General features: G+C 63.0%; 26 protein-coding genes and 1 tRNA gene. 16 read left to right on the forward strand and 11 right to left on the reverse strand.

Going from position 1 to position 26,739, the window contains the following annotated elements; all coding sequences use genetic code 11:
• Together V8352_RS01205 and V8352_RS01210 are read right to left on the reverse strand one after the other, a co-directional pair.
• Nucleotides 1-768: a dimethylsulfonioproprionate lyase family protein gene (locus tag V8352_RS01205; protein WP_336422417.1), complete on the reverse strand. Its 768-nt coding sequence runs from the start codon at nucleotides 766-768 to the stop codon at nucleotides 1-3.
• Between the two features lie 163 nt (nucleotides 769-931).
• Nucleotides 932-2,488 carry an ABC transporter substrate-binding protein gene (locus V8352_RS01210; protein WP_336422418.1) on the reverse strand — a complete coding sequence of 519 codons (1,557 nt, stop codon included), beginning with the start codon at nucleotides 2,486-2,488 and terminating at the stop codon, nucleotides 932-934.
• Nucleotides 2,489-2,807: 319 nt separating this feature from the next.
• Between V8352_RS01210 and betI the strand changes: the two genes are divergently transcribed.
• The 3 genes from betI to V8352_RS01225 all read left to right on the forward strand — a co-directional run bounded on the left by betI (nucleotide 2,808) and on the right by V8352_RS01225 (nucleotide 5,262).
• Nucleotides 2,808-3,416: a choline-binding transcriptional repressor BetI gene (gene betI / locus V8352_RS01215; RefSeq protein ID WP_336422419.1), complete on the forward strand. Its 609-nt coding sequence runs from the start codon at nucleotides 2,808-2,810 to the stop codon at nucleotides 3,414-3,416.
• Nucleotides 3,413-4,927: a choline-sulfatase gene (gene betC, locus V8352_RS01220; protein WP_336422420.1), complete on the forward strand. Its 1,515-nt coding sequence runs from the start codon at nucleotides 3,413-3,415 to the stop codon at nucleotides 4,925-4,927. The genes betI and betC overlap by 4 nt, the downstream gene beginning before the upstream one ends.
• 80 nt (nucleotides 4,928-5,007) lie before the next feature.
• Nucleotides 5,008-5,262 carry a YdcH family protein gene (locus tag V8352_RS01225; RefSeq protein ID WP_336422421.1) on the forward strand — a complete coding sequence of 85 codons (255 nt, stop codon included), beginning with the start codon at nucleotides 5,008-5,010 and terminating at the stop codon, nucleotides 5,260-5,262.
• Here V8352_RS01225 and V8352_RS01230 read toward each other — a convergent pair.
• Together V8352_RS01230 and V8352_RS01235 are read right to left on the reverse strand one after the other, a co-directional pair.
• The gene (locus tag V8352_RS01230) at nucleotides 5,247-6,632 is read right to left on the reverse strand and encodes a helix-turn-helix domain-containing protein (protein ID WP_336422422.1); all 1,386 of its coding nucleotides are present in this window, start codon (nucleotides 6,630-6,632) and stop codon (nucleotides 5,247-5,249) included. The two genes, V8352_RS01225 and V8352_RS01230, sit on opposite strands and share 16 nt — an antisense overlap.
• A gap of 35 nt (nucleotides 6,633-6,667) precedes the next feature.
• Complete coding sequence (locus V8352_RS01235) at nucleotides 6,668-7,897, reverse strand: multidrug effflux MFS transporter (RefSeq protein WP_336422423.1); 1,230 nt, start codon at nucleotides 7,895-7,897, stop codon at nucleotides 6,668-6,670.
• Nucleotides 7,898-8,090: 193 nt separating this feature from the next.
• Here V8352_RS01235 and V8352_RS01240 point away from each other — a divergent pair, with 193 nt between their 5' ends.
• The 5 genes from V8352_RS01240 (at nucleotide 8,091) to V8352_RS01260 (ending at nucleotide 11,203) form a co-directional block, all read left to right on the forward strand.
• On the forward strand, nucleotides 8,091-9,623 hold the full coding sequence (locus V8352_RS01240) for an acyl-CoA carboxylase subunit beta (protein WP_336422424.1): 1,533 nt from the start codon (nucleotides 8,091-8,093) through the stop codon (nucleotides 9,621-9,623).
• 110 nt (nucleotides 9,624-9,733) lie between these two features.
• Nucleotides 9,734-9,997, forward strand: coding sequence for a DUF7218 family protein (locus V8352_RS01245; RefSeq protein ID WP_336422425.1), 264 nt, complete (start codon nucleotides 9,734-9,736; stop codon nucleotides 9,995-9,997).
• Complete coding sequence (locus V8352_RS01250; RefSeq protein ID WP_336422426.1) at nucleotides 9,895-10,395, forward strand: DUF6497 family protein; 501 nt, start codon at nucleotides 9,895-9,897, stop codon at nucleotides 10,393-10,395. Before V8352_RS01245 ends, V8352_RS01250 begins: the two co-directional genes overlap by 103 nt.
• Nucleotides 10,396-10,609: 214 nt before the next feature.
• A complete protein-coding gene (locus V8352_RS01255; RefSeq protein ID WP_336422427.1) occupies nucleotides 10,610-10,744 on the forward strand; it encodes a hypothetical protein in 135 nt (44 codons plus the stop codon).
• A 96-nt stretch (nucleotides 10,745-10,840) separates the two neighbouring features.
• Nucleotides 10,841-11,203 carry a hypothetical protein gene (locus V8352_RS01260; RefSeq protein ID WP_336422428.1) on the forward strand — a complete coding sequence of 121 codons (363 nt, stop codon included), beginning with the start codon at nucleotides 10,841-10,843 and terminating at the stop codon, nucleotides 11,201-11,203.
• A 433-nt stretch (nucleotides 11,204-11,636) separates the two neighbouring features.
• Here V8352_RS01260 and V8352_RS01265 read toward each other — a convergent pair whose 3' ends face one another.
• A complete protein-coding gene (locus V8352_RS01265; RefSeq protein WP_336422429.1) occupies nucleotides 11,637-11,915 on the reverse strand; it encodes a hypothetical protein in 279 nt (92 codons plus the stop codon).
• On the opposite strand from V8352_RS01265, the gene V8352_RS01270 reads away from it, so the two are divergent.
• On the forward strand, nucleotides 11,914-13,914 hold the full coding sequence (locus V8352_RS01270) for an acetyl/propionyl/methylcrotonyl-CoA carboxylase subunit alpha (protein ID WP_336422430.1): 2,001 nt from the start codon (nucleotides 11,914-11,916) through the stop codon (nucleotides 13,912-13,914). The two genes, V8352_RS01265 and V8352_RS01270, sit on opposite strands and share 2 nt — an antisense overlap.
• Nucleotides 13,915-13,920: 6 nt before the next feature.
• Nucleotides 13,921-14,439: a hypothetical protein gene (locus tag V8352_RS01275; protein ID WP_336422431.1), complete on the forward strand. Its 519-nt coding sequence runs from the start codon at nucleotides 13,921-13,923 to the stop codon at nucleotides 14,437-14,439.
• 31 nt (nucleotides 14,440-14,470) lie between these two features.
• Here V8352_RS01275 and V8352_RS01280 read toward each other — a convergent pair whose 3' ends face one another.
• On the reverse strand, nucleotides 14,471-14,932 hold the full coding sequence (locus tag V8352_RS01280) for a DUF4174 domain-containing protein (RefSeq protein WP_336422432.1): 462 nt from the start codon (nucleotides 14,930-14,932) through the stop codon (nucleotides 14,471-14,473).
• A 176-nt stretch (nucleotides 14,933-15,108) separates the two neighbouring features.
• On the opposite strand from V8352_RS01280, the gene V8352_RS01285 reads away from it, so the two are divergent.
• Nucleotides 15,109-16,062, forward strand: coding sequence for a hypothetical protein (locus V8352_RS01285; protein WP_336422433.1), 954 nt, complete (start codon nucleotides 15,109-15,111; stop codon nucleotides 16,060-16,062).
• Nucleotides 16,016-18,148, forward strand: a complete 2,133-nt coding sequence (gene scpA, locus V8352_RS01290; protein WP_336422434.1) for a methylmalonyl-CoA mutase — start codon at nucleotides 16,016-16,018, stop codon at nucleotides 18,146-18,148. Before V8352_RS01285 ends, scpA begins: the two co-directional genes overlap by 47 nt.
• A gap of 225 nt (nucleotides 18,149-18,373) precedes the next feature.
• Here scpA and V8352_RS01295 read toward each other — a convergent pair.
• A tRNA-Met gene (locus V8352_RS01295) sits at nucleotides 18,374-18,449 on the reverse strand.
• A 165-nt stretch (nucleotides 18,450-18,614) separates the two neighbouring features.
• Here V8352_RS01295 and V8352_RS01300 point away from each other — a divergent pair.
• The 4 genes from V8352_RS01300 (at nucleotide 18,615) to V8352_RS01315 (ending at nucleotide 21,045) form a co-directional block, all read left to right on the forward strand.
• The gene (locus tag V8352_RS01300; RefSeq protein WP_336422435.1) at nucleotides 18,615-19,226 is read left to right on the forward strand and encodes a VOC family protein; all 612 of its coding nucleotides are present in this window, start codon (nucleotides 18,615-18,617) and stop codon (nucleotides 19,224-19,226) included.
• Nucleotides 19,226-19,711 (forward strand): GNAT family N-acetyltransferase, encoded by a 486-nt coding sequence (locus V8352_RS01305; RefSeq protein WP_336422436.1) that lies wholly within the window; start codon nucleotides 19,226-19,228, stop codon nucleotides 19,709-19,711. The genes V8352_RS01300 and V8352_RS01305 overlap by 1 nt, the downstream gene beginning before the upstream one ends.
• 77 nt (nucleotides 19,712-19,788) lie before the next feature.
• Complete coding sequence (locus tag V8352_RS01310; protein ID WP_336422437.1) at nucleotides 19,789-20,472, forward strand: molecular chaperone DjiA; 684 nt, start codon at nucleotides 19,789-19,791, stop codon at nucleotides 20,470-20,472.
• A gap of 159 nt (nucleotides 20,473-20,631) precedes the next feature.
• A complete protein-coding gene (locus tag V8352_RS01315) occupies nucleotides 20,632-21,045 on the forward strand; it encodes a hypothetical protein (RefSeq protein ID WP_336422438.1) in 414 nt (137 codons plus the stop codon).
• Here the strand turns inward: V8352_RS01315 and V8352_RS01320 are convergent.
• From V8352_RS01320 to V8352_RS01335, 4 genes are all read right to left on the reverse strand, one after another.
• On the reverse strand, nucleotides 21,042-22,628 hold the full coding sequence (locus V8352_RS01320; RefSeq protein ID WP_336422439.1) for a Ppx/GppA family phosphatase: 1,587 nt from the start codon (nucleotides 22,626-22,628) through the stop codon (nucleotides 21,042-21,044). The genes V8352_RS01315 and V8352_RS01320 overlap by 4 nt on opposite strands.
• Before the next feature lie 93 nt (nucleotides 22,629-22,721).
• Entirely contained in the window at nucleotides 22,722-24,896 is a 2,175-nt protein-coding gene (locus tag V8352_RS01325) for an RNA degradosome polyphosphate kinase (protein WP_336422440.1), read from the reverse strand.
• A 69-nt stretch (nucleotides 24,897-24,965) separates the two neighbouring features.
• The gene (locus V8352_RS01330) at nucleotides 24,966-25,658 is read right to left on the reverse strand and encodes a chromosomal replication initiator DnaA (protein ID WP_336422441.1); all 693 of its coding nucleotides are present in this window, start codon (nucleotides 25,656-25,658) and stop codon (nucleotides 24,966-24,968) included.
• Nucleotides 25,658-26,725: an AI-2E family transporter gene (locus V8352_RS01335; protein ID WP_336422522.1), complete on the reverse strand. Its 1,068-nt coding sequence runs from the start codon at nucleotides 26,723-26,725 to the stop codon at nucleotides 25,658-25,660. The genes V8352_RS01330 and V8352_RS01335 overlap by 1 nt, the downstream gene beginning before the upstream one ends.
• Between the last annotated feature and the right edge of the window lie 14 nt (nucleotides 26,726-26,739).

Genomic DNA, 26,739 nt, shown 5'->3' on the forward strand with positions numbered 1-26,739 from the left:
TCAGACCGCCTTTGGCCTGCGCGTCGGCGACAGTTTCATCCCCGGCGCGGCGAGACGGTTTGCAGGGCCGACCCAGGCATATGCCAGCAGGCAGGGATCGCGGTCGCCCGTGGTGATGCGATGCTCGGCGCCCGAGCGATTGAAGATCAGCGAACCGGGAGCATAAACGGCCCCGTTGTTTTCCGACCACGCGCCCGAGATCGAGATATAGCTTTCCTCGATGTCCTGATGGCTGTGTTGCGGATAGGTCGTGTTCGGTGCAAACAGGACGAACCCCAGGTTCAGCCGGTCTGACTGAACTGGCCCCTTGTGGCCCACGATCTCGCAGAATGCATACTTGCGGGCCAGCGCCTTTGGCAGCTGCTCATAGCCGTACTCCCACGTCAGGGCGCCGCGCACTTCGCGCAGGGCGCGGGCCATTCCCTGCATTGCAGCCCGTTCGCCCAGATCGAGGGCGCGGGGCAGGTGGGCCGTGACGGGCCGCGCTTCGGGCGTTCGTGGCAATATCGGGGGGTTGGACGCAATCGTCGCGGACAGGCTATCGCGCACCCGCTTGCGATGACTGCGGATCTCGGAACTGCCCCCGTCCGAGCCAAATCGGTAGAGCGAATCGAACTCGCGCAGCAGATAGAGCCAGTCGGGGTTGTCCGTCAGGCGCTGCGCCTCGGAATGTGCGCCAATGGCACCGGATGCGCCCGTCTGAGTGTCGTCTGCGGCGCCGGTCGTTGCGGGGGGCGTGTCTTCGCTCATCTCGTGGACTTTCGGCATGTTGTACGGGTTGCCAAAAGTTGAACCACAAAGCCTTTTGCCCGCGCAAGCGCCTGAGACGTCGCAGGATAGGCCAAAGACGACAAATGCTGCCGGGCAGGGCGCCCGGCAGCATTCTGGATCTCGCGGGGTCCGGGGCGCAACGGCGCCCCGGAGGAAGAATTTAGACGAACCACCAGCGCTCGGCCCAACGCTCGCCGTCCATGTCCCAGTTGGACGCGATCTGCTCGGGCTTGCCGATTTTCTTGGACGAGGCAAACACGTAGTTGGCGAACATCGGGATGACGATGGAGCCTTGGGTGCTGACGATCTCTTGCAACTCGAAATACTGCTCTTGGCGCTTGTCCTGATCGAGTTCGGCGCGGGCCTCTTTCAGCAGCGCGTCGAATTTCTCGTTGCACCAGAAGCCATCGTTCCAGTCCGCACCGCAGGTGAAGGCTGTCGAGAACATCTGGTCCTGCGTCGGGCGTCCGCCCCAGTAGACGGCGGTGAAGGGTTTCTTCATCCACACATCCGACCAGTAGCCATCGTTCGGCTCGCGCACGACCTTGAGGTTGATGCCAGCCTCCTTGGCCGAGTTCTGATAGAGCGTCGCCGCACTGACCGCATCCGCGAAGGCCGCATCCGCCGCCGAGAGGCTGACGTCGAGCGAATCCATGCCTGCCTCTTTGAGGTAGAACTTGGCCTTTTCGGGATCGAAGGTCTTCTGCTCCAGCTCGGTGTTGTAGAACTGCTGACCTTGCCCGATCGGAATGTCGTTGCCGACCGAGCCGTAGCCAAAGAGGATCTTTTCCACCAGCTCTTCACGGTTGATTGCGTATTTCAACGCAAGGCGCACGTTGTTGTCGGTATAGGGGTCCGCACGGGAATCCATCGCGAAGGTGAAGTGCTGCGTGCCTGCGATCGAGCTGATGTCGAGGTCGGGGTTGCGCGCAAGCAGCCCAATGGTCTTGAGGTCCAGCTTGTCGACGGTGTCGACATCGCCCGAGACCATCGCCGTGGTGCGCGCGTTCTGGTCGGTCAGGGACAGCAATTCGATGCTGTCGAACCACCCTACATCGTCGCGCCAATGGTTTTCGTTGCGCTCAAGGCTCGAGCTGACGCCGGGATTGAAATCCGCCAGCACATAGCTGCCGCAACCATCACCGGATCGCCAATCGATTCCGTCGTCCGTGACCGGCAGAACGGGCAGGTGATAGTCGCTGAGGATGAAGGGGAAGTCGGCGTTGCCGCCTTCGAGCGTGAAGACGACCGTGTCGCCTTCGACCTTGATGTCCTCGATCGGGGCCACGATGGGCGCCGCGGCGGACGTGGAGCCTTCGCTGCGGTGAAAATCGACGGATGCCGCGACATCCTCGGGCGTCACTTCCTTGCCCGAGTGATACATCACGCCCTTGCGGATCTTGAAACGCCAGGTCTTGGCGTCGGAAGACGCCTCCCAGCTTTCGGCGATTTCGGGGCCGACCGTGCCATCGGGCAGCACTTCGGTGATGTGCCCGTCCTTGGCAAAGGTGATCGCCAGCATATAGCCGTTCGACCACTGGCCGGGGTTCAGCGTGTCGGTGGTCTGGCCGTGGCCCTTGCCACAGCGCAGATGTCCGCCGCGTTTGGGCGTGGAGGCATAGGCGCCCCCGAGCGGCAGAGAAGCCGCGATGGCGCCAGCGGCGGTGGTTTTCAGAAATCCGCGCCTGTCGAGGCGGCCATTCGTGATGAGCGACATGTATATCTTCCCTTTTATCGTTTCTCTCAAGGTCTTGTTCGTCGTCCCGCCATGTTGGACGGGACGTGCCTTGCAGTTCCGGTTTTTCTGCGCCGGGGCGGTTTCCGGGTCCGCCGCCCGCAGGTGCCCCGATCCGGGGCAGGCAGACTGTTGTGCGCAGTCGAAGGGTATTATGGGCCGGGGCCGCGTTGCAACCGCTAATGGCCACTGCAAACGGCCAGCTAAGGTAAACTGGATCATTTGCGTTGTTGATTGACGAGTCAATCAAAATCCAATAGCGCGGGAATGAAGTTTGTGTGACACAGCAAAGGCCGCCAATATGCCCAAGATCGGGATGGAGCCCATTCGCCGCGCCGCCCTCGTCAGCGCCACGATCAGCGAAATCGGCGCACGCGGCTCACTGGATGTGACGGTTGCGCAAATCGCCCGCCGGGCGGGCGTTTCGGCGGGTCTGGCGCATCATTACTTCGGCTCCAAAGAGCAGATATTTGCCGCTGCGATGCGCCATATCCTGACGCTGTATGCGGCGCAGGTGCGCGGTGCGCTCGTCATGGCGACATGCCCGCGCACCCGGATCGAGGCAATCATCCGCGCCAGCTTTACCGCGATGAGCACCCGGCCCGAGCATATCGCCGCCTGGCTGAATTTTTACGTGCAGGCCCGCAAATCCCCCGAGACGGCGCGCCTGTTGGCGATTTATCACCGACGGCTGCAATCAAACCTGCATCACGCCTTTGCCCAGATCGCGCCCGCCCGCGCCGACATGCTGGCACGCGGGGCCGCCGCGATGATCGACGGTCTCTACTGCCGCCACGCAACCGGCGCGGATGCGCATGTCTCGGCCCGCGCGGTCGAGACGCTATTGCATTACGTCGCACTGGCGCTGGACGAACGCCCATCCCACCCCAAGACAGGAGCACCCTCATGAGCCGCCCCAACATCCTGATTTTCATGGTCGATCAGCTGAACGGCACGTTCTTTCCCGACGGTCCGGCCGAATGGCTGCACGCGCCAAACCTCAAGCGCCTCGCCGCCCGTTCCACCCGGTTCGCCAATGCCTATACTGCCAGCCCCCTTTGTGCGCCGGCGCGCGCCAGCTTCATGTCGGGGCTGTTGCCGTCGCGGGGCCGCGTCTATGACAACGCCGCCGAATTTGCCGCCGATATTCCGACATATGCGCATCACCTGCGCCGCGCGGGCTATCAGACGTGCCTTTCCGGCAAGATGCATTTTGTCGGTCCCGACCAGATGCACGGTTTCGAAGAGCGCCTGACGACCGACATCTATCCGGCTGATTTTGGCTGGACGCCAGATTATCGCAAGCCGGGCGAGCGGATCGACTGGTGGTATCACAACATGGGCAGCGTCACGGGCGCGGGCGTTGCAGAAATCTCGAACCAGATGGAATATGACGACGAAGTCGCCTATGAGGCCACCCGCAAGGTCTATGATCTGGCGCGCGGCAAGGATGATCGCCCATGGTGCCTGACCGTCAGCTTTACCCATCCGCATGATCCATATCTCGCGCGCAAGAAATACTGGGATCTCTACGAGGATTGCGAACATCTGCTGCCCGAGGTTCCGGCGATGGATTACGCCGACCACGACCCCCATTCGCAGCGCATCTTCGATGCCAACGACTGGCGCAGCTATGACATCACCGAAGATCACATTCGCCGCGCGCGCCGTGCCTATTTCGCCAATATCTCATATCTCGATGACAAGATCGGCGAGGTGATGGAGGCGCTCGACGGCACGCGCCAGACAGAAGACACGATCATCCTCTTTGTGTCGGATCATGGCGACATGCTGGGCGAGCGGGGTCTTTGGTTCAAGATGAGCTTCTACGAAGGCTCGGCCCGCGTGCCGATGATGATCGCCGCCCCCGGCATGGTGCCGGGACGCATCGACGCCCCGGTCAGCACTATCGACGTCTGTCCGACATTGTGTGATCTGGCAGGGGTGTCCATGGAAGAGGTCGCGCCTTGGACGACCGGGCAATCGCTGGTCACGCTGGGGCAGGGCGCCGCGCGCGAGGCGCCGGTGGCGATGGAATATGCGGCCGAGGCATCCTACGCGCCGCTGGTGTCGCTGCGCCAGGGCAAGTGGAAGTTCAATCGCTGCGCCATCGACCCTGATCAACTCTTTGATCTGGAGGCCGATCCGCATGAGTTGAACGATCTGGCCGCCGATCCGGCCCATGCCAAAACGGTTGAGGCGTTCAGCGATATGGCAGATTCGCGCTGGGATCTGGCAGCGTTCGACGCGCAGGTCCGCGAAAGTCAGGCGCGCCGCTGGGTCGTCTACGAGGCGCTGCGCGAGGGAGGTTATTATCCGTGGGACTATCAGCCGCTGAAAAAGGCGTCCGAACGCTATATGCGCAATCACATGGATCTGAATGTGGTCGAGGAAAACGCGCGTTTTCCGCGCGGCGACTAGCGCGGTTTGATCCGGGTCAATGCGCGGGCGGTGCGGCCCGCGCATGATGCTGGCAACTTGCAATAAAAGGAGCCAAGCCGATGACCCATGTCCCTCACCAACTCAGCGCCGAATTTCCCGACAAGGCTGATCAGATCGCCCAGATGGAGCAGTCGAACGCGCATTTCGCCAAGCTGGCGGCTGAATATGACGCGGTAAACCGCACCATCCACAAGGCCGAGACGAATATCGCTCCCATGGACGAGTTGGCCGAGAGCGAGCAGCGCCGCAAGCGCGCCGCGCTCAAGGACGAGATCTACGCGATGCTGACCAAGCCCGCTCAGCCTACCTCGTAGGGCAGCACACCGCGCGCGTCTGGCCGAATGGTCAGGCGCCGCTCGAGCGGGGGGATGGAGCGCTGATGGCACTCTGTCCGTTCGCAGATCCGGCATGAGATTCCGATGGGCTCGAACGCGGCGGGACTGCTGAGATCGAGCGTGTCGGCATAGACGAGGGCGGGGGCATGTTTCACCTCGCATCCCAGCGCTATGGCAAAGCGGCGCACGGGGGCACCGAAATGTCCACCGGGCTTGGAGACATCGCGCGCAAGGTTGATGTAGCGCACACCGTCCGGCGTCTCGGCCAGTTGGCGCAAGAATCGCCCCGGCGTCTCGAAGGCGGCATGCACGTTCCACAAGGGGCACGCACCGCCATAGCGTGCGAATTGCATCCGCGTGGCCGAGTGCCGCTTGGTGATCGTGCCTGCCTGATCCACCCTGACAAAGAAGAACGGGACGCCCTTTGCACCGGGGCGTTGCAGCGTCGAGAGGCGGTGGCACACCTGCTCGATCGACGCGCCAAAGCGATGGGCAAGCACCTCCAGATCATGGCGGCAGTCACGCGCGGCCTTCAAGAAGGCGGTGTAGGGCATCAGCGCGGCCCCCGCGTAGTAATTGGCCAGCCCGATCTTGGCGATGGCGCGCGCCTCGCCTGACTGGAATCGCGCCAGATCCAGCGTCGCCTCAAGCAGCTTGTCCTGCGTCAAGAGCGCGAGTTGCAGAAGCATCTGAAATCTTCGGGTCTCAGGTGCGGCCTGCGCGCTGAGATAAAGAATGCCGCTGTCCCGGTCGAGCCGCCTCAGCGGGCCGTCGTCCGTTTTGACGACGGTGATCCCGATCCGCGCGAGCGCCTCGCCGGCGCCCTCGGGCGCGCCCGACGCCCCTGCGAAACGCTCGGCGGCGCGATCGACCGCGTCGATGTAATTGTCGCAATAGTGAAAGAAATCGCGCACTTCGGTCCAGGGGCTTTGCTGGGCATAGGCATCATTCGCCCCCAGCGCCTCATCGAGTGAGGCAAGCCGCTCATGCGTCTGGCGGTAGGCGGCGTGCAGTTCCAGAAACGCGCGCGCAACGGCGGGGGCGTTCGAGGCCACCAGCCGCAGATCGGCCAGCCCCGGCGGATCGCCAAAGACGGGATCCGCCAGCGCCTCGCGGATGTCACCCACCATGCGCTCGGCCTCGCCCGAGCCGAGCTCGGTCACGTCAAAGCCGAACTCCTGCGCCAGTGCCAGCACGACGGTTGTGCTGACGGGGCGATTGTTGTTCTCCATCTGGTTCAGATAGGGCAGGGATATGCCCAGACGGGCCGCGAAATCCTTCTGGGTCAGGCCGACGCGCTGGCGCGTCTCGCGCAGTTTGGCCCCGGCATAGAGCTTTCTGGTTGCCATATGCGCCTCATTTGCAAGTTAGCCTAAAGCGCAGACTATGTTTGCAAACCCGCGCGTGCAAGCCGCGCCTCGCGGCGCATCACCAGCACGATCGTCACGACCGCGCCAATGGCGGTGACCAGCATAATCCACAAGAGAGGGTAGGCCCCCGATTGCGGCGTCAGCCACGCGCCCGCCAGCGCCGACAGCGCCGCGCCCCCGCCAATCATCAGTGCGCCCGCAAGGCCGCTGGCCGTACCGGCCAGTTCGGGGCGCACCGAAAGGGCGCCTGCGGTGGCGTTGGGGATGGTCATGCCATTGCCAAGCCCCATGAGGATCATGAGGCCGAAGAAGCTGATCGCGGTGCCGTAGCCTGCGTAAAACAGCGCCAGATTCAGGGCGATGCCGACCGCGTTGGCGATCGTGCCCCAGTAAACCATCCGGTTGACCCCGATCTCGACCGAGTAGCGCCCCGACAGGTAATTGCCTGCGAAGTAGCCCAAGGCGGGCGCGCCAAAGTAAACCCCGATCTGGCCGGGGGTGAGGTGAAAGACATGGTCGCCCACGTATGGCGCGCCGCCGAGGTAGGCGAAAAACGCACCCGAAGACAGCGCCGCCGAGCCCGCATAGCCCCAAAAGCGCAGCGATCTCAGCAAGATGGGGTATTCGCGAAACTGCTGCCCAAGGCTCAGCCCGCTGCCCTGCGCCGTCTCGCCCAGATCGGCCCAGGTGAGCGCGAGGATCAATATGCCCACCACCGCCAGCGCCCAGAAATTCGCCTGCCAGCCAAAGGCTTGCTCAAGCATGCCGCCGAACATCGGGCCGATCATCGGCACGATGGCCATGCCCATGGTGACATAGCCGATCATGCTGGCCGCGCGGTCCTGCGGGACCATGTCGCGCACCACCGCCCGGCTGAGGACCATGGCAACGACGATGCCCGCCTGCACCATGCGAAACGTCAGGAACATCCCAGCGCTGGTTGACAGGGCGCACCCGACGCTGGCGAGGATAAAGATGATCATGCCCGCCAGAATGACGGGGCGGCGGCCCAATTTATCCGAAATGGGGCCGATCAGGATCTGCAAAACCGCGTTGACCGCAAGGTAGAGCGCGACCGACAGTTGCATCAGCCGGTAAGGCGCGTCGAACGCATCGGCCATGTTCGGCAGTGAAGGGAGGAATATGTTCATTGCCAGCGCCGACAGGCCCGTCATCAGGATCAACGTCGAGATATGCGGCGGCGTCTTGCGGTCGAGGAATTTGACTGGGCTCTTGCTGGTCATTCGCAATGGCTAGGCCCGCTCTGCCGGAGAGTCCATGTAGGCGGCGGCGGTTTTGCAGGTTTGCAAAATTCACCGTGCTGCGTTGCCAGAGTTTGCAAATTTGCCGAAATTCCCTGTCGCATCTGGCGTTATTGAGTATATCTTGCCCAAAATGCGACATGGCTTGTCTGGCCATGCAGACAGGGAGAGCGCCGTGAAAGATATCTTGCAGGAACTCGAGGATCGCCGCGCCGAGGCGCGTATGGGTGGCGGCGCAGCCCGTGTCGACGCGCAGCATTCCAAGGGCAAGCTGACGGCGCGCGAGCGGGTCGAGCTGCTGCTGGATGAGGACAGCTTTGAGGAATTCGACATGTTCGTCGCCCATCGCTGCACCGATTTCGGCATGGAGAAAGAGCGGCCCTACAGCGACGGTGTCGTCACCGGCTGGGGCACGATCAATGGCCGCATGGTCTATGTGTTCAGCCAGGATTTCACCGTGCTGGGCGGATCGGTCAGCGAGACGCACGCCAAGAAGATCTGCAAGATCATGGATATGGCGGTGCAGAATGGCGCGCCGGTGATCGGTATCAACGATTCGGGCGGCGCGCGCATTCAGGAGGGCGTCGACAGCCTTGCGGGCTACGGCGAGGTGTTTCAGCGCAATATCACCGCCTCGGGTGTGGTGCCGCAGATCAGCGTCATCATGGGCCCCTGCGCGGGCGGGGCGGTCTATAGCCCCGCGATGACCGACTTCATCTTCATGGTGAAGGACAGCAGCTATATGTTCGTCACAGGCCCCGAAGTGGTCAAGACCGTCACAAACGAGCATGTGACTGCCGAGGAACTGGGCGGCGCGACCACGCACACACGCAAATCCAGCGTCGCCGATGGCGCGTTCGAGAACGATGTCGAGGCGCTGGCCGAGGTGCGACGCCTGGTCGATTTCCTGCCCAGCAGCAACCGCGAAAAGCCCCCTGTGCGCCCGTTCTTTGACCGGCCTGGCCGGATCGAGGACAGCCTCGACACGCTGGTGCCGGACAATCCCAACATGCCCTACGACATGAAGGAATTGATCCTGAAAATCGCGGATGAGGGCGATTTCTATGAGATTCAGGAAGAATTCGCCAAAAACATGATCACCGGTTTCATCCGCATCGAGGGGCAGACCGTGGGGGTCGTGGCCAACCAGCCGATGGTGCTGGCCGGGTGCCTCGATATCGACAGCTCGCGCAAAGCCGCGCGGTTCGTGCGCTTTTGCGACTGCTTCGAGATCCCGCTTTTGACGCTGGTGGATGTCCCGGGCTTTCTGCCCGGCGTCACGCAGGAATATAACGGCGTTATCAAGCACGGCGCCAAGCTTCTCTTTGCGTATGGCGAGGCGACGGTGCCCAAGGTCACGGTCATCACGCGCAAGGCGTATGGCGGGGCCTATGTGGTCATGGCGTCCAAGCATCTGCGCGCGGATTTCAACTATGCCTGGCCTACGTCCGAGATCGCGGTGATGGGCGCCAAGGGGGCGACCGAGATCATTCATCGCAGCGACCGGGGCAATCCCGAGAAGCTGGCGGCGCACGCCAAGGATTACGAAGACCGCTTTGCCAGCCCCTTTGTCGCCGCCGAGCGCGGATTTGTGGATGAGGTCATCATGCCCCATTCGACGCGCAAGCGCGTTGCGCGCGCCTTTGCCTCGCTGCGCGGGAAAAAGGCGCAGATGCCGTGGAAAAAGCACGACAACATCCCGCTGTGACATGCAGTGGCAAGCGGCAGGGGCGATCATCGTGATCTTGACGTCATGGCAGAAGGCGCAGGGAACTGCGCCGCTTCGGTCCGCGTTCGTTGCGGTAAAGGAGTCATGTCATGGCCAAACGGGCGAAACCCAGAATCAAGGACGCGGATACCTACGAGGCGCTGCGCGATCAGGGCGCGTCCAAGGAGAAGGCAGCGCGGATCGCAAACGCTCAGGCCAACGACGCGATGAACCCGTCCAAAAAGGGCGGCAAGGCCAGCCCCTACGAGGAATGGACCAAAGACGCGCTGTACGAGCGCGCACAGGACATTGGAATCAGTGGCCGGTCGAAAATGAACAAGGATCAATTGATCAAAGCGCTGCGAAATCACTGAACTTTCGGACGTCCGTGCGGGTGCTTTCAGGCCCGGTTGTCGCATTTGCGCTGGGCGCAACCTGCGCGGTAGCATCCCCTGATCCGGTAGTGCTTCCTTCGGGAATTTCTGCACGGCTTCATGAGGTGATCGGGCCCGAGGAAGGGCATCTGCGCCTGCGCTATGTGGCGGACGGGTTCGACCCATTGGGCGTCGACCCGGAGGTCTTATTGGCTGACATGACTTTTCTGTGTGAAAACAGTGTGCTACCTGAGGCCGAAGCGCTGGGCACATCTCCGCGCATCACCGTGTCAATTGCCGACCGGCCTGCTGAATTCGGCGTGCTCGATACCGATGTGCGCCAGAGCTTTGAGGCCTTTACCATCGACGGCGACACCTGCATCTGGGAGGCATTCTGATGCATCCACAATATCTTGCGCGGTCCGTCTCACCTTCACAGATTTGTGAGGCTTTGGGGCCACATACGCGCCGCATTCGTGCAGCAGCGTATCGCTTTGCTGAAAACTACTCTATTCTTGCTCTGGATTGCACCCAAGCAATCCTTACCTCGAAGATCCGGCGGGGGCTGGGCGTGTGCCCGACCCTGCCTTCAATAAGTGACAGGAGAATTCAATGTCGAATGCTATCAAAAGCCTCATGGCCCTCGGCCTGGTCGTTGCCGTCTCGGCTTGCCAGCAGGCACCCGAAGATGACTACGTCGTGGTCGAGCCCGTTACGGTCGAGCCCGTCGAGAGCGGCAAGTACTAATCCGAATTTTCGGATTGTAATACCGGGACAGGCCGCTTGGCCTGTCCCGAACCATGCCATAAACTTGCGCCAGCGCCTCGCATCGGAGGGCGCTGCATGATCAAGCATCGCGGGTTTCCCGGCAGATTGCCGTCGACCGATTTCCAATTCACGATACGCCGCGCCAATCCCAAGGGCGCAACGCCGCTTGTCCGGCGCGAGCGATATGCAGACCGGCGCACGCCCGACCGGCGCGCTGATACCGGCTTTGTCCGCGCCCTCTACGAATGTTTTGGAGACGAGCCGTTCGAGCGGGGCAATCTCGATGCCGGCAGGCTGTCGTGGCTTTTGGGCCGCGAGGTGCTGACGGTCTCGGATCCGTTTGATCCCACGGACTACGAAGCGCTTTTGGTGCTCGATGTCGAGGCGGCGCGGCGATCCTTTCCTGCGGCCTTCGATGATGATGAGGAGGGGGCATGAGCCTGCCCTGCGCGTATGTGCTGGGCTTTGGCGTGAATTTGCCCATTGCCCGGCCATCTGCGCGAAATACAGCCGATGCTTGTATTCCATGCCAAAATGACTTGGCGGCGTGCCTGGTCGGTGGCACGGTCATTTCCGTAGTGGCGGGCCTTCCCCAAGGGTCCGGGGCATATTGCCCGAACCGTTACCCTTCCCCTGATGGGCGGCGCGTCGCAGCATTGCGAGCGTCGCTCTTTTTTTGCCCTGTATCAGCGGCTTGGGCGGATGCGCGGCAAGTCGCGCATGGGGGTAAAACGGGGGTTGCGTCCTTTGACGAGGGCCGCTTTTTGACCTTTGATAAAACTGCGTTTCGCGCGGTTCAACAAAGAGGCGGCCCACCATGCATCGACACTTCAAGAAACAACCAAAGGCTGTATTGGCCTTCCTTGCGCTATCATCTGTCGCGGCCTGCGGCGACACGGTCGTCGAGCAGGCGGCGATCGGGGGCGTCGGCGGGCTTGGCGCGTCGGCGATCCTTGATGGCAATCTGGCTACGGGCGCCGTTGTCGGCGCTGCGGGCAATGTCGCCTATTGTCAGGCCTTCCCCGAACGCTGCAACTGACGCGCCCGCGCGGCGCGCGATCTGCGACACGACATTCATCGGACCATCCGTGCCACCGGGCGCGGGTGGTCTTTGCCGTTTCAAGACCCATTCATAAGGGAAGATGCTCATGTTCAAGAAGATCCTGATCGCCAACCGGGGCGAAATTGCCTGCCGCGTCATCAAGACGGCCCGTGCAATGGGTATCCAGACGGTCGCCATCTATTCGGACGCCGACCGCAACGCGCTGCATGTGCGCATGGCGGATGAGGCGGTGCATATCGGCCCCGCGCCCGCAAGCGAGTCGTACATCGTCATCGACAAGGTAATGGCCGCGATCAAGCAGACTGGCGCCGAAGCGGTGCATCCGGGCTATGGCTTCTTGTCCGAGAACGCAAAGTTCCCCGAGGCGCTACAGGCTGCTGGGGTTGCCTTTATCGGGCCGCCCAAGGGCGCGATCGAGGCGATGGGCGACAAGATCACCTCGAAAAAGCTGGCCCAAGAGGCGGGCGTCAGCACCGTTCCGGGCTATATGGGCCTGATTGAGGATGCCGAGGACGCGGTCAAGATCTCGAATGAGGTCGGCTATCCGGTGATGATCAAGGCCAGTGCCGGGGGCGGCGGCAGGGGTATGCGTATCGCCTGGAACGACGACGAGGCGCGCGAGGGATTTCAAAGCTCGAAGAATGAGGCGGCCAGCAGTTTTGGCGACGACCGGATCTTTATCGAGAAGTTCGTGACGCAGCCGCGCCACATCGAGATCCAGGTGCTGTGCGACAGCCATGGCAACGGGATTTACCTGGGCGAGCGGGAGTGCAGCATCCAGCGCCGCAATCAGAAGGTCATCGAAGAGGCACCCAGCCCGTTTCTGGACGCTGAAACCCGCGCTGCGATGGGCAAACAGGCCGTCGCCCTGGCCCAGGCCGTGGATTACACCAGTGCGGGCACGGTCGAATTCATCGTCGATGGCGATCGCAACTTCTACTTTCTCGAGATGAACACGCGCCTTCAGGTGGAGCATCCGGTGACCGAGCTGATCACTGGCGTCGATCTGGTCGAACAGATGATACGCGTCGCCAATGGCGAAGCGCTGAGCCTGCGCCAGGACGACGTAAAGCTGAACGGCTGGGCAATGGAAACCCGCCTTTATGCAGAAGATCCCTACCGCAACTTCCTGCCCTCCATCGGGCGGCTGACGCGGTATCGCCCGCCCGAAGAGGTGGCCGTCGAGGGCGCTATCGTGCGCAACGATACCGGCGTCTACGAGGGCGGCGAAATCTCGATGTATTACGATCCGATGATCGCCAAGCTTTGCACCTGGGGGCCGGACCGCATGGCGGCAATCGAGGGGATGCGCACTGCGCTCGACAGTTTTGAGGTCGAGGGGATCGGCCATAACCTGCCCTTCCTGAGTGCTGTGATGGACCACCCCAAGTTCGTCTCGGGCAATATCACCACGGCCTTCATCGCCGAGGAATATCCCGAGGGCTTCGAGGGCGCTGTGCTGGACGATGCGCTGCTGCGCCGTATCGCCGCCTCATGTGCCGCGATGCACCGCATTGCCGAGATCAGGCGCACCCGCATTTCTGGCCGCATGGACAATCACGAGCGCAAGGTGGGCGACGATTGGAACGTGGCGCTGCAAGGCACCAGCTATGATCTGCGCATCGAAGCCCGGCGCGGCGGCGCGACGGTGCATTTCGCCGATGGCGGTAATATCGAAGTGGTGAGCGACTGGACGCCGGGCGACCATCTGGCGCGCATCGACGTGGAGGGCATGCCCCTCGTGCTCAAGGTCGGCAAGATTTCGGGCGGGTTTCGCGTGCGCTGCCGCGGCGCGGACCTCAAGGTGCATGTGCGCACGCCGCGCCAGGCCGAACTGGCCGCCAAGATGCCCGAGAAGCAGCCGCCCGACACGTCCAAGATGCTGCTCTGCCCGATGCCGGGCCTCGTCGTGAAAATGAACGTCGCGGTGGGCGATGAGGTGCAGGAGGGGCAGGCCCTTTGCACCATCGAGGCCATGAAGATGGAGAACATCCTGCGCGCCGAGCGGCGCGGCATCGTCAGCACCGTCAATGCCGGGCCGGGCGACAGCCTGGCGGTGGATGAGATCATAATGGAGTTCGAATAACCTGCCATGGGGGCGCCCGCATCATACCATGGCGCGTCAGTGCTCTTGTGCCTCGCAGTGCTGTCGCTGACGGCATGCAAGCGCAGCAGCGAAGCCGACATGCGCGATGTGCTGCAAGGCTGGGCACCAATTGGCGAGACGATCAGCTTTGCGGCCGAGCGAGGCTGTGCGGCAGGGCTCTTTGAGTTGGTGGATGGGCGCATTGCATCCAAGATGCGTGTGGCGGACAGTGTGCGTGAGGCCGCAATGGTGCTGCGGGGGCAGGGCGCGGTCGCGATCGACGATGTCCGCCTCAGCCCCGAGGATGCGATAGAAGCCTTGATCGAGGCTGACCGCGCCGCCGGCATGGGGATGCGAATGGCCGGCCTTGAGGCGCGCGCCTGCATGGATGATGAGACCCAAGGCGCTTTTGGCGCCGCATTGGTCGCGCCGCGTGCGGTTCTGATGGTCGGGCGCGACCAGCGCATTCTGGCGTTGATGGACGTGGATGCGGGCGTGTTGATTGCGGCCATGGGGGCGAAATGAGCAGGATGTGCCCCTCTCAGCTTTGCCGGTCTCAGTTGCCAAGTCCGCGCCGCTCTTCGATCTCCTGCTCGCGCAACGGAAGCTTGTCGATGGTGCGGGTAATCTCGCGCACGCTCCATGGACTGGGTTTGCGCAGGTATATGGTGCCATCCTTGACGATAAGCGCCAACATGAAGCCGCGCGGGCGCAGCGCCGTGCGCACAGAGGTGTTGGCGCCGGGATCAGTATCGGTCACGATCACGACGTCGCGCTCGCTCAATTCCTCCAGATCGTCCATCAACAGGTTCATCTGGCGGACGAACTGGGGATCATTGGGGCTGTCGGCAAAGACCACAAGGGGTCTGTTTTTCCATAGAAATTGTTTCAAATCCGCATCGGCCCCGTCGATGACGATGCTCTCGGGCGCTGGTTCGGTTTCAACCGATGACGTCTCTTGGGCAGTCAGCGGAAAGGCCAAAAGGCTAGTAAAAACAAGGCTGAGTATTGGTTTCATTGGCACTCCTCTTGGGCATGATATAAGCGGACGGGCGCCGATTGCGATGCGCAAAATGCCCCATATCCCTCAATTTTTTGCGTTAAGAGCATCATCAGCATTCTTCCCTAGCACGGTTGGCATATCCCAGTGCCGCCCATACCGGTGCGGCACCGCAGCCAAAGGCGGGCCGACACATGGAAATAATCCTGCACCTTGGGGCGCATCGCAGCGCCTCGACCAGCTTTCAATACTACCTGCGCAAGAACGGTGCGCGCCTGGCGGCGGCGAGCATCGGCGCCTGGGGGCCGCAGCAGACGCGCAAGGGATTGATGGAGGGTGTTCTGGCGCGCCCCGGCATGCTGAGCCCAGCCGAACAGGCGGCGCGGGCGCGCGGGCGCATCGCCTTGGCGCTTGCGGATGCCGAGGCTTCCGGGATCCGGCAGCTGATCATCTCGGACGAGAACATGATCGGCACACCGCGCGGCACACTGCGCGATGCGCGCCTTTATCCGGCCATCGGCGAACGGATGGCGCGCTATGCCGCGGCATTCGGCGGGCGCATCACGCGCATCGCGCTGTCGGTGCGTGCGCAGGATGCCTGGTGGGCCTCCTGCATCGCCTATGGGGTGGCGCGCAGCGCACAGGTGCCGCCGTCTCAGCGGCTGGCGCGCATTGCTGCGGATCCGCGGGGCTGGCGCGATGTGATCACCGATCTGGCCTGCGCCTTGCCAGAGGCCCAGCTGATCGTCATGCCGCACGAGACGTTCGCATCGCGGCCCGAGGCGCGCCTGAAGGTGCTGACTGGGCTGCAAGATGTGCCGAAGGCGCATGCGCGAGAATGGCTGAACCGCGCGCCCGATCTGCCGGCGCTTCGCAATCTGGTTTTCGAGCGGGGTGGACATCCTGCCATCCTGCCTCAGGGAGAGGGCATGTGGCAGCCCTTCGGGCCCGAAGAGCGTGCGGCCCTGCGCGAGGCCTATGCGGACGATCTATACTGGCTGCGCGCGGGCGCGGACGGATTGGCGATTTTGACAGAAGAACCGGGCCGGGATCAGGTGGGGTCAACACCACTGTTTCAGGCCGACATGAGAGGACGAAACAATGACCAAGAAGGTGCAAGAAGACTGGCGCAAGCTGGCCGAGGCTGAGCTGAAGGGCCGCCCGCTGGAGGATCTGACGTGGCACACGATTGAGGGCATCGACGTGAAGCCGCTCTATACCGCCGAGGATGTAGAGGGGCTGGAGCATATGGGAGGCATCCCCGGTGCCGCGCCCTTTACCCGCGGGGTCAAGGCAACGATGTACGCGGGGCGCCGCTGGACCATCCGGCAATATGCCGGTTTTTCCACCGCCGAGGAATCCAACGCCTTTTACCGGCGCAACCTGGCGGCCGGACAGCAGGGTGTCAGCGTCGCCTTCGATCTGGCGACGCATCGCGGCTATGACAGCGATCACCCCCGCGTCGAGGGCGATGTGGGCAAGGCGGGCGTGGCGATTGATTCGGTCGAGGACATGAAGATCCTCTTTGACCAGATCCCGCTGGATCAGGTCAGCGTCAGCATGACGATGAACGGTGCGGTGATCCCCATCCTCGCCAGCTTCATCGTTGCCGGCGAAGAACAGGGACATGACAAGTCGGTGCTGTCGGGCACGATTCAGAACGACATTCTGAAGGAATTCATGGTGCGCAACACCTATGTCTATCCGCCCCAGCCCAGCATGCGCATCATCAGCGACATCATCGAATACACCTCGAACGGCATGCCCCGGTTCAATTCGATCTCTATCTCAGGCTACCATATGCAGGAGGCGGGCGCGAATCTGGTGCAGGAGCTGGCCTATACGCTGGCGGATGGGCGTGAGTACGTGCGCGCGGCCATCGAGGCGGGCATGGACGTCGACAAATTCGCGGGACGGCTCAGCTTTTTCTTCGCCATAGGCATGAACTTCTTCATGGAGGCGGCCAAGCTGCGCGCCGCGCGCCTTCTATGGCATCGCATCATGACCGAGTTCGGTGCCCAAAACGAACGCTCGAAAATGCTGCGCACCCATTGCCAGACCAGCGGTGTCAGCTTGCAGGAGCAGGATCCGTACAACAACGTCGTGCGCACCGCCTATGAGGCGATGAGCGCGGTCCTAGGTGGCACGCAATCGCTGCATACCAACGCCCTTGATGAGGCGATGGCGCTGCCGACCGAATTCAGCGCGCGCATCGCCCGCAACACACAGCTGATCTTGCAAGAGGAAACGGGCGTCAGCGCCGTCGTCGACCCGCTGGCCGGTAGCTATTATGTCGAAAGCCTCACCGCTGAACTGGCGGAAAAGGCATGGGAGCTGATGGAAGAGGTCGAGGAGATGGGCGGCATGACCAAGGCCGTGGCCAGCGGCATGCCCAAGCTGCGCATCGAGGAATCGGCGGCCACGCGTCAGGCGATGATCGACCGCGGCACCGAGGTGATCGTCGGCGTCAACAAGTATCGCCGCGACAAGGAAGATCCGATCGACCTGCTCGACATCGACAATTCCAAGGTGCGCGACAGTCAGATCGCCCGGCTGGAGCGCATCCGCGCCGAGCGTGACGAGGCGGCCTGCAACGCTGCGCTGGACGAGTTGGAGCGCCGTGCGCGCGAGGGGGGCAATCTGTTGGAGGCGGCAGTCGAGGCCGCCCGCGCGCGTGCCACCGTAGGAGAAATATCCATGAGCATGGAAAAGGTGTTCGGGCGTCACCGCGCCGAGGTCAAGACGCTGGCGGGGGTTTATGGCGCCGCCTATGAGGGCGACGAAGGCTTTGCCGCGATCCAGAAATCGGTCGAGGATTTTGCCGAGGAAGAGGGCCGCCGCCCTCGAATGTTGGTGGTCAAGATGGGCCAGGACGGCCATGATCGCGGCGCCAAGGTGATTGCGACCGCCTTTGCCGATATCGGCTTTGACGTGGATGTCGGCCCGCTTTTCCAAACGCCGGACGAGGCGGCGCAGGACGCGGTCGACAATGATGTCCATGTGATCGGTATCAGCAGCCAGGCGGCCGGCCACAAGACGCTGGCCCCCAAGCTGGTCGAGGCGCTGCGCGAAAAGGGCGCGGGCGACATTCTGGTCATTTGCGGCGGCGTCATTCCGCAAGGGGATTACGAGTTTCTCAAGAAGGCAGGCGTCAAGGCCATTTTCGGCCCCGGCACGAACATTCCCACTGCTGCGCAGGATATCCTCAAGATGATCCGCGATGCGCGGACATAGGCGGGTGCGGCGCGGCGGACCATCGCCGCGCCAATCTAATCTGAGCGGGCGCAAATGATCATTTGCACCGAATTTTTGCGATGCAAAGAATGTGGGCCAGTCAAACTGGTGCCAAGGCGGGCACTGCTGGCAAAGGCGAACAGCGGACCGCCTGCCGTGACTGTTGAAACTGCGCGGCACACTTGCCAGATTTTCGGGGATTTGCGCTGCCGCACAAGGCGGTTTTGGTGGCGTGAGGTGGATTTGAACCACCGACCTAACGATTATGAGTCGTTTGCTCTAACCCCTGAGCTACCACGCCGTGAGCGCGTGGCTAAGGCAGCGGCGCGCGCCCGTCAAGGCGGAAATGGGACTTCTGCGGCGGTAATTTCGCAGGTTCTCAACTGTGCCCGTGCGGGATTGAACTTTCGCGCCAGACGCGGTTATGTTCCGCGACTGAGGCACATCATTTGAAAGGGCCCGGCTTTTGCTAGAACTCGATCACCTCGCTATTTCTGCCGAAACGCTGGACGAGGGGTGCGAGTGGCTGAGTGCGGCCGTAGACGCCGGGCCTGTGCCGGGTGGTCAGCATGCGCGCTTCGGCACGCACAACCGGCTTCTGGGGCTGTCGAAGGGGCTGTATCTGGAGGTGATCGCGGTCGATCCGGATGCGCCTGCACCCGGCCGGGCGCGCTGGTTCGATCTGGACAGATTTTCCGGAGCGCCGCGGCTGACCAACTGGATTTGCCGCACGGATGACCTTGAGGCGGCTGAGGCTGCGTTGCCGGACATGGGGCCGCAGGTGGCATTGGAGCGCGGCGACCTGAAATGGCGGATGGCCGTGCCCGAAGACGGGCGTTTGCCCTTCGATAATTGCCATCCTGCGATCATTCAATGGGATTGCCCGGCGCATCCGGCCACCATGCTGCCCGATCACGGCATCGCGCTGCGCAGGCTGATCGTCACGCACCCTGAGGCGCAATCGCTTGAGGCGCGGCTCGAGGGTCATTTGAATGATCGCCGCATTGTTTTCGAGACCGGTGCCAAGGGATTGCGTGCCGAGTTCGACACGCCCGGTGGTTGCCGGTTCCTTGGATGATGATCCGGCCCGCACGGCAGGGTGATGTCCCGCGCCTGATGGCCTTTTGGAACCCGCAGATCCGCGAGACGGCCATGACGTTCACCACGATCGAAAAGACCGAGGCGATGCTGGCCGCCGAGATCGCCGCCTGCGCCGAGGAGGGCCGCGCCTTTCTGGTGGCCGAGACCGGCGGCGACGTGATCGGCCTCGCCACGTGGTTTCCGTTTCGCAAGGGACCGGGCTATGCCCATTCGGCCGAGCATACCATCGTGCTCGCCCCCGAGGCCCAAGGGCGCGGCGCGGGGCGCGCGCTGATGGCCGCACTTGAGGAGCACGTGCGAGAGCAGGGCGTGCATGTTCTGGTGGCGGGCGTTACGGGCGAGAATACGCGCGCAATCGCGTTTCACGAGGCGCTAGGCTTTGCCGAGGTCGGGCGCATGGCCGAGGTCGGGCGCAAATTCGGTCGATGGATGGATCTGGTGCTCTTGCAAAAGATCCTGTGAATGTCATGACGTGCATTTTACCTGCCGCCTGCTGCATTCCCCTCACACCGCCCTGCGAAACGAACTAGGATCATCCCATGTCGCTCTGGACCCGAATTACCGAGGCTGTGTCGGCCCTCGCCAATGGTGAGGGGCTGAGCCATGTGTTCGAGCGCCTGCGCACCCCGCCGGAGCGGCGCGTCGCCTTTGCCATCGCCGTCATCGCGTTGGGGGCCAAGATGGCCAAAGCCGATGGGCAGGTCACACGCGGCGAGATTTTCGCCTTTCGCGAGGTTTTCCAGATCGCAAAGGAAGACGAGGCAGGCGCCGCGCGTGTCTTCAACCTTGCGCGGCAGGATGTTGCGGGGTTCGAGGAGTATGCGTCGCGGATCAAGGCAATGTTTGGCGATCAGACCGGTGCATTGAGCGATCTGCTGGAGGGGCTTTTTCATATCGCGATGGCCGATGGGCATTATCATCCCGATGAAAATCTCTTTCTCGAGCGCGTGGCCGAGATATTCGAAGTGCCGAGGCGGGAGTTCGAACTGATGCGCTGCCGGTTTGTGCCCGAAACCGCGCAGGATCCGTATCAGGTGCTGGGCGCATCGCCTGACGACGATCTGGCGACGCTGCGCAAGCGCTACCGCGAGATGGTGCGCGCCTCCCATCCTGACCGTATGGTTGCACGCGGCGTTCCGGTCGAGGCAATGCGGATGGCTGAGAAGCGCATGGTGGACATCAATCACGCGTGGGAGCGTATCCAAAGCCAGCGCGGCGCGTGAGGGCGCCTGCGGCTTGGAGGGTAGAGGGCGCGCTAGACATGCTGTCCCGGTGCGCCCCCGGCGGAGCGCCGCGCAGTTTCATCCTGATGACAAGGCTCAATGATCACGAAACGTCAGGGGATACCTTAAATTGCGGTTCAGGTGTGCTATATTACCGTCATGACGAAGATATTTTTTCCCATACTCGTGGCGACCAGCCTTGCCATGCCCGCCGCAGCCCAGGATGACGGCGCGCCCACGCCCGCGCCAGGGCAGGAACGCTCCTTGATTGAAGATGGTGCGCGCATGCTCTTTGACGGGCTGATGCAAGAGGCCCAGCCGGCACTGGAGGAAATGCGCATGCTGGCCGAGCGGTTTGGCCCGCAACTGCGGGAGTTTGCAGAAGAAATGGGACCAGCGCTGGCAGAGATCCTGGAGGATGTCGAGGATCTAAGCGTCTATGCCGCGCCCGAGCAATTGCCAAATGGCGACATCATCATCCGCCGCAAGGAGCCACTGGATGAAGTGCCCAAGGTCGAGGAGCAGGACTTGCCCGAGTCGGAGCAGGAACCAAACGGCGAGATCGAGATCTAGCTGAGCGGATCGGAGGCGCCCTTGACGTCTGTCGTGGCGCCCAGCGATGAGGCAAGAGAGGCGAACCGCGCTTGGGCGACCTCACCAAAGAGGGCATGTGCCTCGGGTGCGAGACGCAACTCCAAAACCTTTTTCTTGGGATAAAAGTGCAGGGTTCCGGGTTCGGCATCGCGTTGCAGCCACAGCATCGCGCCAAACCGCATGGCCCTGCCAAGGATTTCAGCCTCGCGTCGCTGCGGCTCGTCGATAAGGCGGCTGACGTGCTCGAACCGCGTGTGACCCGTGGAGTTCGAGTAGCGATGCAGCAACGCAAGGCCGAGAAAGATGCGCTCGCCATGGTTCAGCCCGCCCAGATTTGCGCGCGTCGCGGTGTCAAAGCAGATATCGGCCCGGTAGTCGGGATGCGCGCGCCAGTTCACGTCATGCAGCAGGCAAGCCGCCTTGATGAGGCGCACGCGCTCGGGCTTGGCCGTCTTGAAGAGCGGGATGATGAAATTATACAGAACCTTGCCGAAGCCCGGCACCCGCGCGTCCTTGTGCTCGGTAAAGCGACACGCCTCGATCAGAGGGTCGCGGTCGCGTAGTTGCTGGGGCATCTGTTCATAGAGCATGCCCTCGCGGATTCCATAGCTCGATACGGCGATATCATAGGGCTTGAAGATGCGCACAACCTCGCGCAGCACCTCGGCGGCCTGCGGCACAAGGGACATACGCGCCGATGAGACGTTCGCGCGCTGGCGCAGCGCCTCAAGATCGCCTGACGCCTGAAGGTAGGCCAATGTGTCGCGCACCGAGGCGGCGCGCATCCTGTATTCATGCAGCACGTGCAGCGGATAGGCGCGCCGCTCCATGTCGATGCGGGCGATGGCACGCCATGAGCCACCAACCAGAAAGAGGCGATTGCGCTGTTCGCCCAGCTCTGCGGTCATGGCCTCGACGGTCTTGGCGATATAGGCGCGGCGCGCCTTGCGCCCTCCGGGCATGTCGCGCAGCTTGAGCGGACCGAGCTGTGATGTGACGCGCCGGCCCACGACGCCGCCGTTGATCTCGGCCAGCTCCATCGAAGAGCCACCGATGTCGCACACGAGGCCGTAAGCGCCGGGCCAACCCAAGAGGACGCCCTGCGCCGATAGCCGCGCCTCTTCGCGCCCGTCGATCACCCACAGGACAAGGCCGGTTTCGGCTTCGACCTCGCGGCGGAAATCATCGCCGTCGATCGCCTCGCGCACGGCGGCGGTGGCAACGCAGGTCAGCGGGCCGGTGTCCATCGCACGGGCGAGATATGCAAAGCGGCGCAGTGCATTGAGGGCGCGCACCCGGCCCTCGGGATTGAGGCAGCCCGTTTCGGACATGCCCGCACCGAGGCCGCACATGATCTTTTCGTTGAAGAAATAGGCCGGGCTGCGCGCCGCGCCGTCAAAGACGACCATCCGAACCGAGTTGGATCCGACATCGACCACGCCGACGCGGCGCAGGTCTCGCACGGATGGCTTATCGAACAAAGAGCGGCCAAAGGGGCTGAGCGCCCCAACTCCGGTGGCCGCGCGCGGTTGGGTGTTCTTCGGGGTGACCGCTCCGCTCATATATCACCGGCCCTTGTCATGACTTTGCGCCTTATGTGCCACGCGGGCGCCCGCAGTCAACGCATTGGATCGAGGTCTGGCACATGAGGCGGCTCAATCCTCGGCGTGGGTCAATTTGGGCACATCTGCCGCACCCGCCGATCCACGCCCGGAAAGGGACGGGTTTTCCATGAAGAAGCGGTGGCAATTGAACGCGAATTCACCCTCGTTCAGCGGCGCGCGGATAAAGGCACCATCGGGCTCCATCACCCAGCTCTGGGCGGTGTCGGCCATGTTGGCGGCCAGGACCTGGCTGGTGATCTGCGCCTTGACCGTGGGGTTGTCGATCTCGATCAGCGTCTCGACACGGCGGTTCATGCTGCGGCCCATCCAGTCGGCGGACGAGATGAAGACGCGCGCCTTCTTATGCGGCAGGCCGTGACCATTGCCAAAGCAGACGATGCGGCTGTGCTCCAAGAAACGTCCGACGATGGATTTCACGCGGATATTCTCGCTGAGGCCGACAACGCCGGGGCGCAGCCCACAGATGCCGCGCACGACAAGGCTGATGCGCACGCCCGCGCGGCTGGCGTCATAGAGCGCGTCAATGATGTCGGGCTCGATCAAGGCGTTCATCTTGGCCCAGATCTCGGCGGGTCTGCCTGCCTCGGCATGGGCGATCTCGCCGGCGATCATCTCCAGCAGGCGCGGCTTGAGCGTGGTGGGCGAGATGGCGAGATTTTCGAGGTGGTCGGGCTGCGCGTAGCCCGACAGGTAGTTGAACACCTTGGTCGCGTCGCGGCCCAGCACCGTGTTGCAGGTGAAGAATGACAGATCGGTATAGATGCGCGCAGTGATAGGGTGATAATTGCCGGTGCCATAGTGCGTGTAGGTGACCAGATTCTCACCCTCGCGGCGCACCACGGTGCTGATCTTGGCGTGGGTCTTGAGATCGAGAAAACCGTAGACGACATGCGCGCCCGCGCGCTCCAGCCGGCGCGACTGCCGAATGTTGGCGGCCTCGTCGAAGCGCGCCTTCAGCTCGACAAGGGCGGTGACGGATTTGCCGTTTTCGGCCGCCTCGCAGAGCGCCTCGACGATGGGCGACAGGTTTGACGTGCGGTAGAGTGTCTGTTTGATCGCCACCACGTCGGGGTCATTGGCCGCCTGCGCAAGAAAGCGGATGACCATGTCGAACGTCTCGTAGGGGTGATGCAGCAGCATGTCCTTTTGCCGGATCGCGGCGAACATGTCGCCGTCGAAGTCCTGCACCCGTTCCGGCACACGGGGCGAAAAGCTGGGCCAGAGGAGGTCGGGGCGCGCGTCCAGCACCAACTCCTTGAGGTCGGCGAGGCCGATCATGCCATCGACTTCGATCACCTCATCGGGGATGACGTGCAGCTCTTGCATGACAAGATGGCGCAATTCCTCGGGTGCGCCTGCGGAGATGTTCATGCGCACCACCTCGCCGCGGCGGCGGCGCTTGAGCGCAACCTCGAATTCGCGCACCAGATCCTCGGCCTCTTCCTCGACTTCCAGATCGCTGTCGCGCAGGACGCGGAAGGCGCAGTGGCCCTTGTATTTGTAGCCCGGAAAGAGGCTGTGCAGATGCAGGATCAGCAATTCTTCCAAAGGCAGGAACCGGTGCGCGCCATCGTCGGCGGGCAGCGCGACGAAGCGGTCGATCTGCTGGGGAATGGGCAAAAGGGCCTGAAGCGGGCGTTTGTCGCGGGTGCGGATGAGGTTCAGCGCCAGCGAATAGCCAAGGTTCGGGATGAAGGGAAAGGGGTGGGCGGGGTCGATCGCGAGGGGCGACAGGACGGGAAAGACCTTGTTCAGGAAAACATCGGCCAGATACGTGTGATCGGCGTCGGTCAAATCGTCCGGGCTCAGGATGGTGATGTTCTGCGTGCCCATCTCATCGCGCAGCTGTTGAAACGTCTGCTGCTGCGCCCCCAGAAGGCGGCGGGCGTTCTCGTTGATCAATACCAGCTGTTCGGCAGGGGTCAGCCCGTCGGCTGCGGGCGTGGTATTTCCCGCGCGGGCCAGCTCGCGCAGGCCTGCGACGCGCACGTTGTAGAATTCATCCAGGTTGGTCGCCGAGATCGACAGGAAGCGGAGCCGCTCCAGCAAGGGCACGCGGGGGTTCTGCGCCTCCTCGAGCACGCGCCAGTTGAAGCCCAGCCAGCTGAGCTCGCGGTTGTAGAAACGGCCCGGCCCAGTGAGGTCGAGATCCGGGAGTTCCTGCGCAGGCGGAAACGGTGAGGAGAGGAAATCTGCGGTGCTCATGGAGTGCGGGATAACGTCCTGATATGACGGGAACATGACAGTTGGGCGCGAGTATGACAGATTTTGCGGTCAGAGGCCCAGCTCGTCCAGCGCCTCGGCCGCCAGCGCACGGGTCACGGGCCGCCGCCGCTCCAGCGCCAGCTTGTCGAGCGCGGCGACAACGCGGCTCGCCTCGCCAAAGGCGCGCGGCATCCGCCGCACGAGATAGGGGATTGTGCCGGGCGTCGGCAGGATCTGACGGTCGCCCATCTGCTTCATCAGCACGGCTGCCAAGAGCTCGTCATCGGGCTCCTTGAGCGTGCAGGTGGGCGTCGCTTGCATGCGGCTGGCAAGGTCGGGAAGGGCGAGCGGCCAGTGATTGGGCGCAGCGCGCGCGGTGATGAGCAGCGAATTGCCTTCGGCAAGGGCCAGGTTGTGCAGGTGAAAGAGCGCCTCTTCGGCCTCGGGCGCCCCGGCAATGGTGTCTGCGTCCTCGATCGCGACATGGCCGGCGGCCAGCGCGGGGATGTCCGCGCCGGGCAGATCGGCGGCAGGCACGATCACCGCGTCGCACAGGTCGCGCCAGACATGCACAAGGTGTGTCTTGCCCGATCCGGGCGGGCCGTTCAGCACCAGCTTGCGCGCGGGCCAGTCCTGCCAGCCCTCGATAAGGGCGACGGCGGTTGCATTGGCCGAGGACACGTAGAAATCATCACGGCCCTGCGCGGGCATGGTGACCAGATCAAGGCTGAGCTGGCGGGGCGGGGCGATGCGGCGCGACATCAGCGGTCGTCTTGGCCGGGTGTTCCGCGGTAAAGCTGGCTGTGCTTGTATTGCCCGAGTGCAAAACGGGCAAGCACGCCAATGGCCGCCGCCACGGGCACCGCGATCAGCATCCCGACAAAGCCGAATAGCGCCCCGAAAACCGATAGCGAGAAGATCAGCCAGACGGGATGCAGCCCGACGGACGATCCGACCAGCTTGGGCGTGAGGAAATTGCCCTCGATCGTCTGGCCCAGCACGAAGATGGCCGCGACAAGCCCGATGGACAGCCATTCCCCCCAGAACTGAAACAGCGCGAGCCCGATTGCCAGAGCGCCGCCGACGAGTGCCCCCACATACGGGATGAAGGTCAACAGACCGGCGGCAAAGCCCACGACGAGGCCGAATTGAAGCCCCGCGAGCATCAGCGCAACGGCGTAATACGTGCCGAGGATCAGACAGACGGTGCCCATGCCCCTGATAAAGCCGGACATGGTGCGGTCGATCTCGCCTGCGAGATAGCGGATGACGGGGGCATGTTCGCGCGGCAGAAGGTCGTCGATGCGCGCGACCATGTGGTCCCAGTCATAGAGCAGATAGACCGCGACGACGGGCGCCACGACGAAGAGCACGACGATACTGATGAGCGATGAGACCGAGCCGAGCAGCGTCTCCAGCATCTGGCCTCCGCGCTCCTTGACAGTCTCGCCAATGGCAGTGAGGGACTGGCGCAGCGCGCTGTCGGCATCTGCGATTTCGGGGAACGTTCTGGTGACGAACTCTTGCAGTTTGCGCGACAACTCTGGCGCGCTCTCGACGAGGGCAGTGGCCTGATTGGCCAGGGTCGGAACCACTACCAACACTGTGGCAACGAAGATCAGCAGGCTCAGCACGGTGATGACCGCAACCGCCAGCGCGCGGCCAAGGCCCAGACGTTCCAGCCGGTCGGCGAGCGGGTCGAGAAAATAGGCCACCGCAGCCCCGATGAGGAAGGGCAAAATCACGTCGCCCAGCACCCAAAGCACGCCCAGAAAGATCGCCGCAGCGATCCCCCAGTATTTCAGTTGCGTCGATACGGGCAAGGCCATGATGTCCTTTCGAG

The organism is Roseovarius sp. D0-M9, from assembly GCF_037083805.1.
In the GTDB taxonomy this organism is placed as follows: domain Bacteria; phylum Pseudomonadota; class Alphaproteobacteria; order Rhodobacterales; family Rhodobacteraceae; genus Roseovarius.

Bases quoted from the DNA above. Each gene is read 5' to 3' on its own strand.
- V8352_RS01205 (WP_336422417.1), bottom strand. From the start codon at position 768: ATGCCGAAAGTCCACGAGATGAGCGAAGACACGCCCCCCGCAACGACC.
- V8352_RS01210 (WP_336422418.1), bottom strand. From the start codon at position 2,488: ATGTCGCTCATCACGAATGGCCGCCTCGACAGGCGCGGATTTCTGAAA.
- betI (WP_336422419.1), top strand. From the start codon at position 2,808: ATGCCCAAGATCGGGATGGAGCCCATTCGCCGCGCCGCCCTCGTCAGC.
- betC (WP_336422420.1), top strand. From the start codon at position 3,413: ATGAGCCGCCCCAACATCCTGATTTTCATGGTCGATCAGCTGAACGGC.
- V8352_RS01225 (WP_336422421.1), top strand. From the start codon at position 5,008: ATGACCCATGTCCCTCACCAACTCAGCGCCGAATTTCCCGACAAGGCT.
- V8352_RS01230 (WP_336422422.1), bottom strand. From the start codon at position 6,632: ATGGCAACCAGAAAGCTCTATGCCGGGGCCAAACTGCGCGAGACGCGC.
- V8352_RS01235 (WP_336422423.1), bottom strand. From the start codon at position 7,897: ATGACCAGCAAGAGCCCAGTCAAATTCCTCGACCGCAAGACGCCGCCG.
- V8352_RS01245 (WP_336422425.1), top strand. From the start codon at position 9,734: ATGGCCAAACGGGCGAAACCCAGAATCAAGGACGCGGATACCTACGAG.
- V8352_RS01250 (WP_336422426.1), top strand. From the start codon at position 9,895: ATGGACCAAAGACGCGCTGTACGAGCGCGCACAGGACATTGGAATCAG.
- V8352_RS01255 (WP_336422427.1), top strand. From the start codon at position 10,610: ATGTCGAATGCTATCAAAAGCCTCATGGCCCTCGGCCTGGTCGTTGCC.
- V8352_RS01260 (WP_336422428.1), top strand. From the start codon at position 10,841: ATGATCAAGCATCGCGGGTTTCCCGGCAGATTGCCGTCGACCGATTTC.
- V8352_RS01270 (WP_336422430.1), top strand. From the start codon at position 11,914: ATGTTCAAGAAGATCCTGATCGCCAACCGGGGCGAAATTGCCTGCCGC.
- V8352_RS01265 (WP_336422429.1), bottom strand. From the start codon at position 11,915: ATGAGCATCTTCCCTTATGAATGGGTCTTGAAACGGCAAAGACCACCC.
- V8352_RS01275 (WP_336422431.1), top strand. From the start codon at position 13,921: ATGGGGGCGCCCGCATCATACCATGGCGCGTCAGTGCTCTTGTGCCTC.
- V8352_RS01280 (WP_336422432.1), bottom strand. From the start codon at position 14,932: ATGAAACCAATACTCAGCCTTGTTTTTACTAGCCTTTTGGCCTTTCCG.
- V8352_RS01285 (WP_336422433.1), top strand. From the start codon at position 15,109: ATGGAAATAATCCTGCACCTTGGGGCGCATCGCAGCGCCTCGACCAGC.
- scpA (WP_336422434.1), top strand. From the start codon at position 16,016: ATGACCAAGAAGGTGCAAGAAGACTGGCGCAAGCTGGCCGAGGCTGAG.
- V8352_RS01305 (WP_336422436.1), top strand. From the start codon at position 19,226: ATGATCCGGCCCGCACGGCAGGGTGATGTCCCGCGCCTGATGGCCTTT.
- V8352_RS01310 (WP_336422437.1), top strand. From the start codon at position 19,789: ATGTCGCTCTGGACCCGAATTACCGAGGCTGTGTCGGCCCTCGCCAAT.
- V8352_RS01315 (WP_336422438.1), top strand. From the start codon at position 20,632: ATGACGAAGATATTTTTTCCCATACTCGTGGCGACCAGCCTTGCCATG.
- V8352_RS01320 (WP_336422439.1), bottom strand. From the start codon at position 22,628: ATGAGCGGAGCGGTCACCCCGAAGAACACCCAACCGCGCGCGGCCACC.
- V8352_RS01325 (WP_336422440.1), bottom strand. From the start codon at position 24,896: ATGAGCACCGCAGATTTCCTCTCCTCACCGTTTCCGCCTGCGCAGGAA.
- V8352_RS01330 (WP_336422441.1), bottom strand. From the start codon at position 25,658: ATGTCGCGCCGCATCGCCCCGCCCCGCCAGCTCAGCCTTGATCTGGTC.
- V8352_RS01335 (WP_336422522.1), bottom strand. From the start codon at position 26,725: ATGGCCTTGCCCGTATCGACGCAACTGAAATACTGGGGGATCGCTGCG.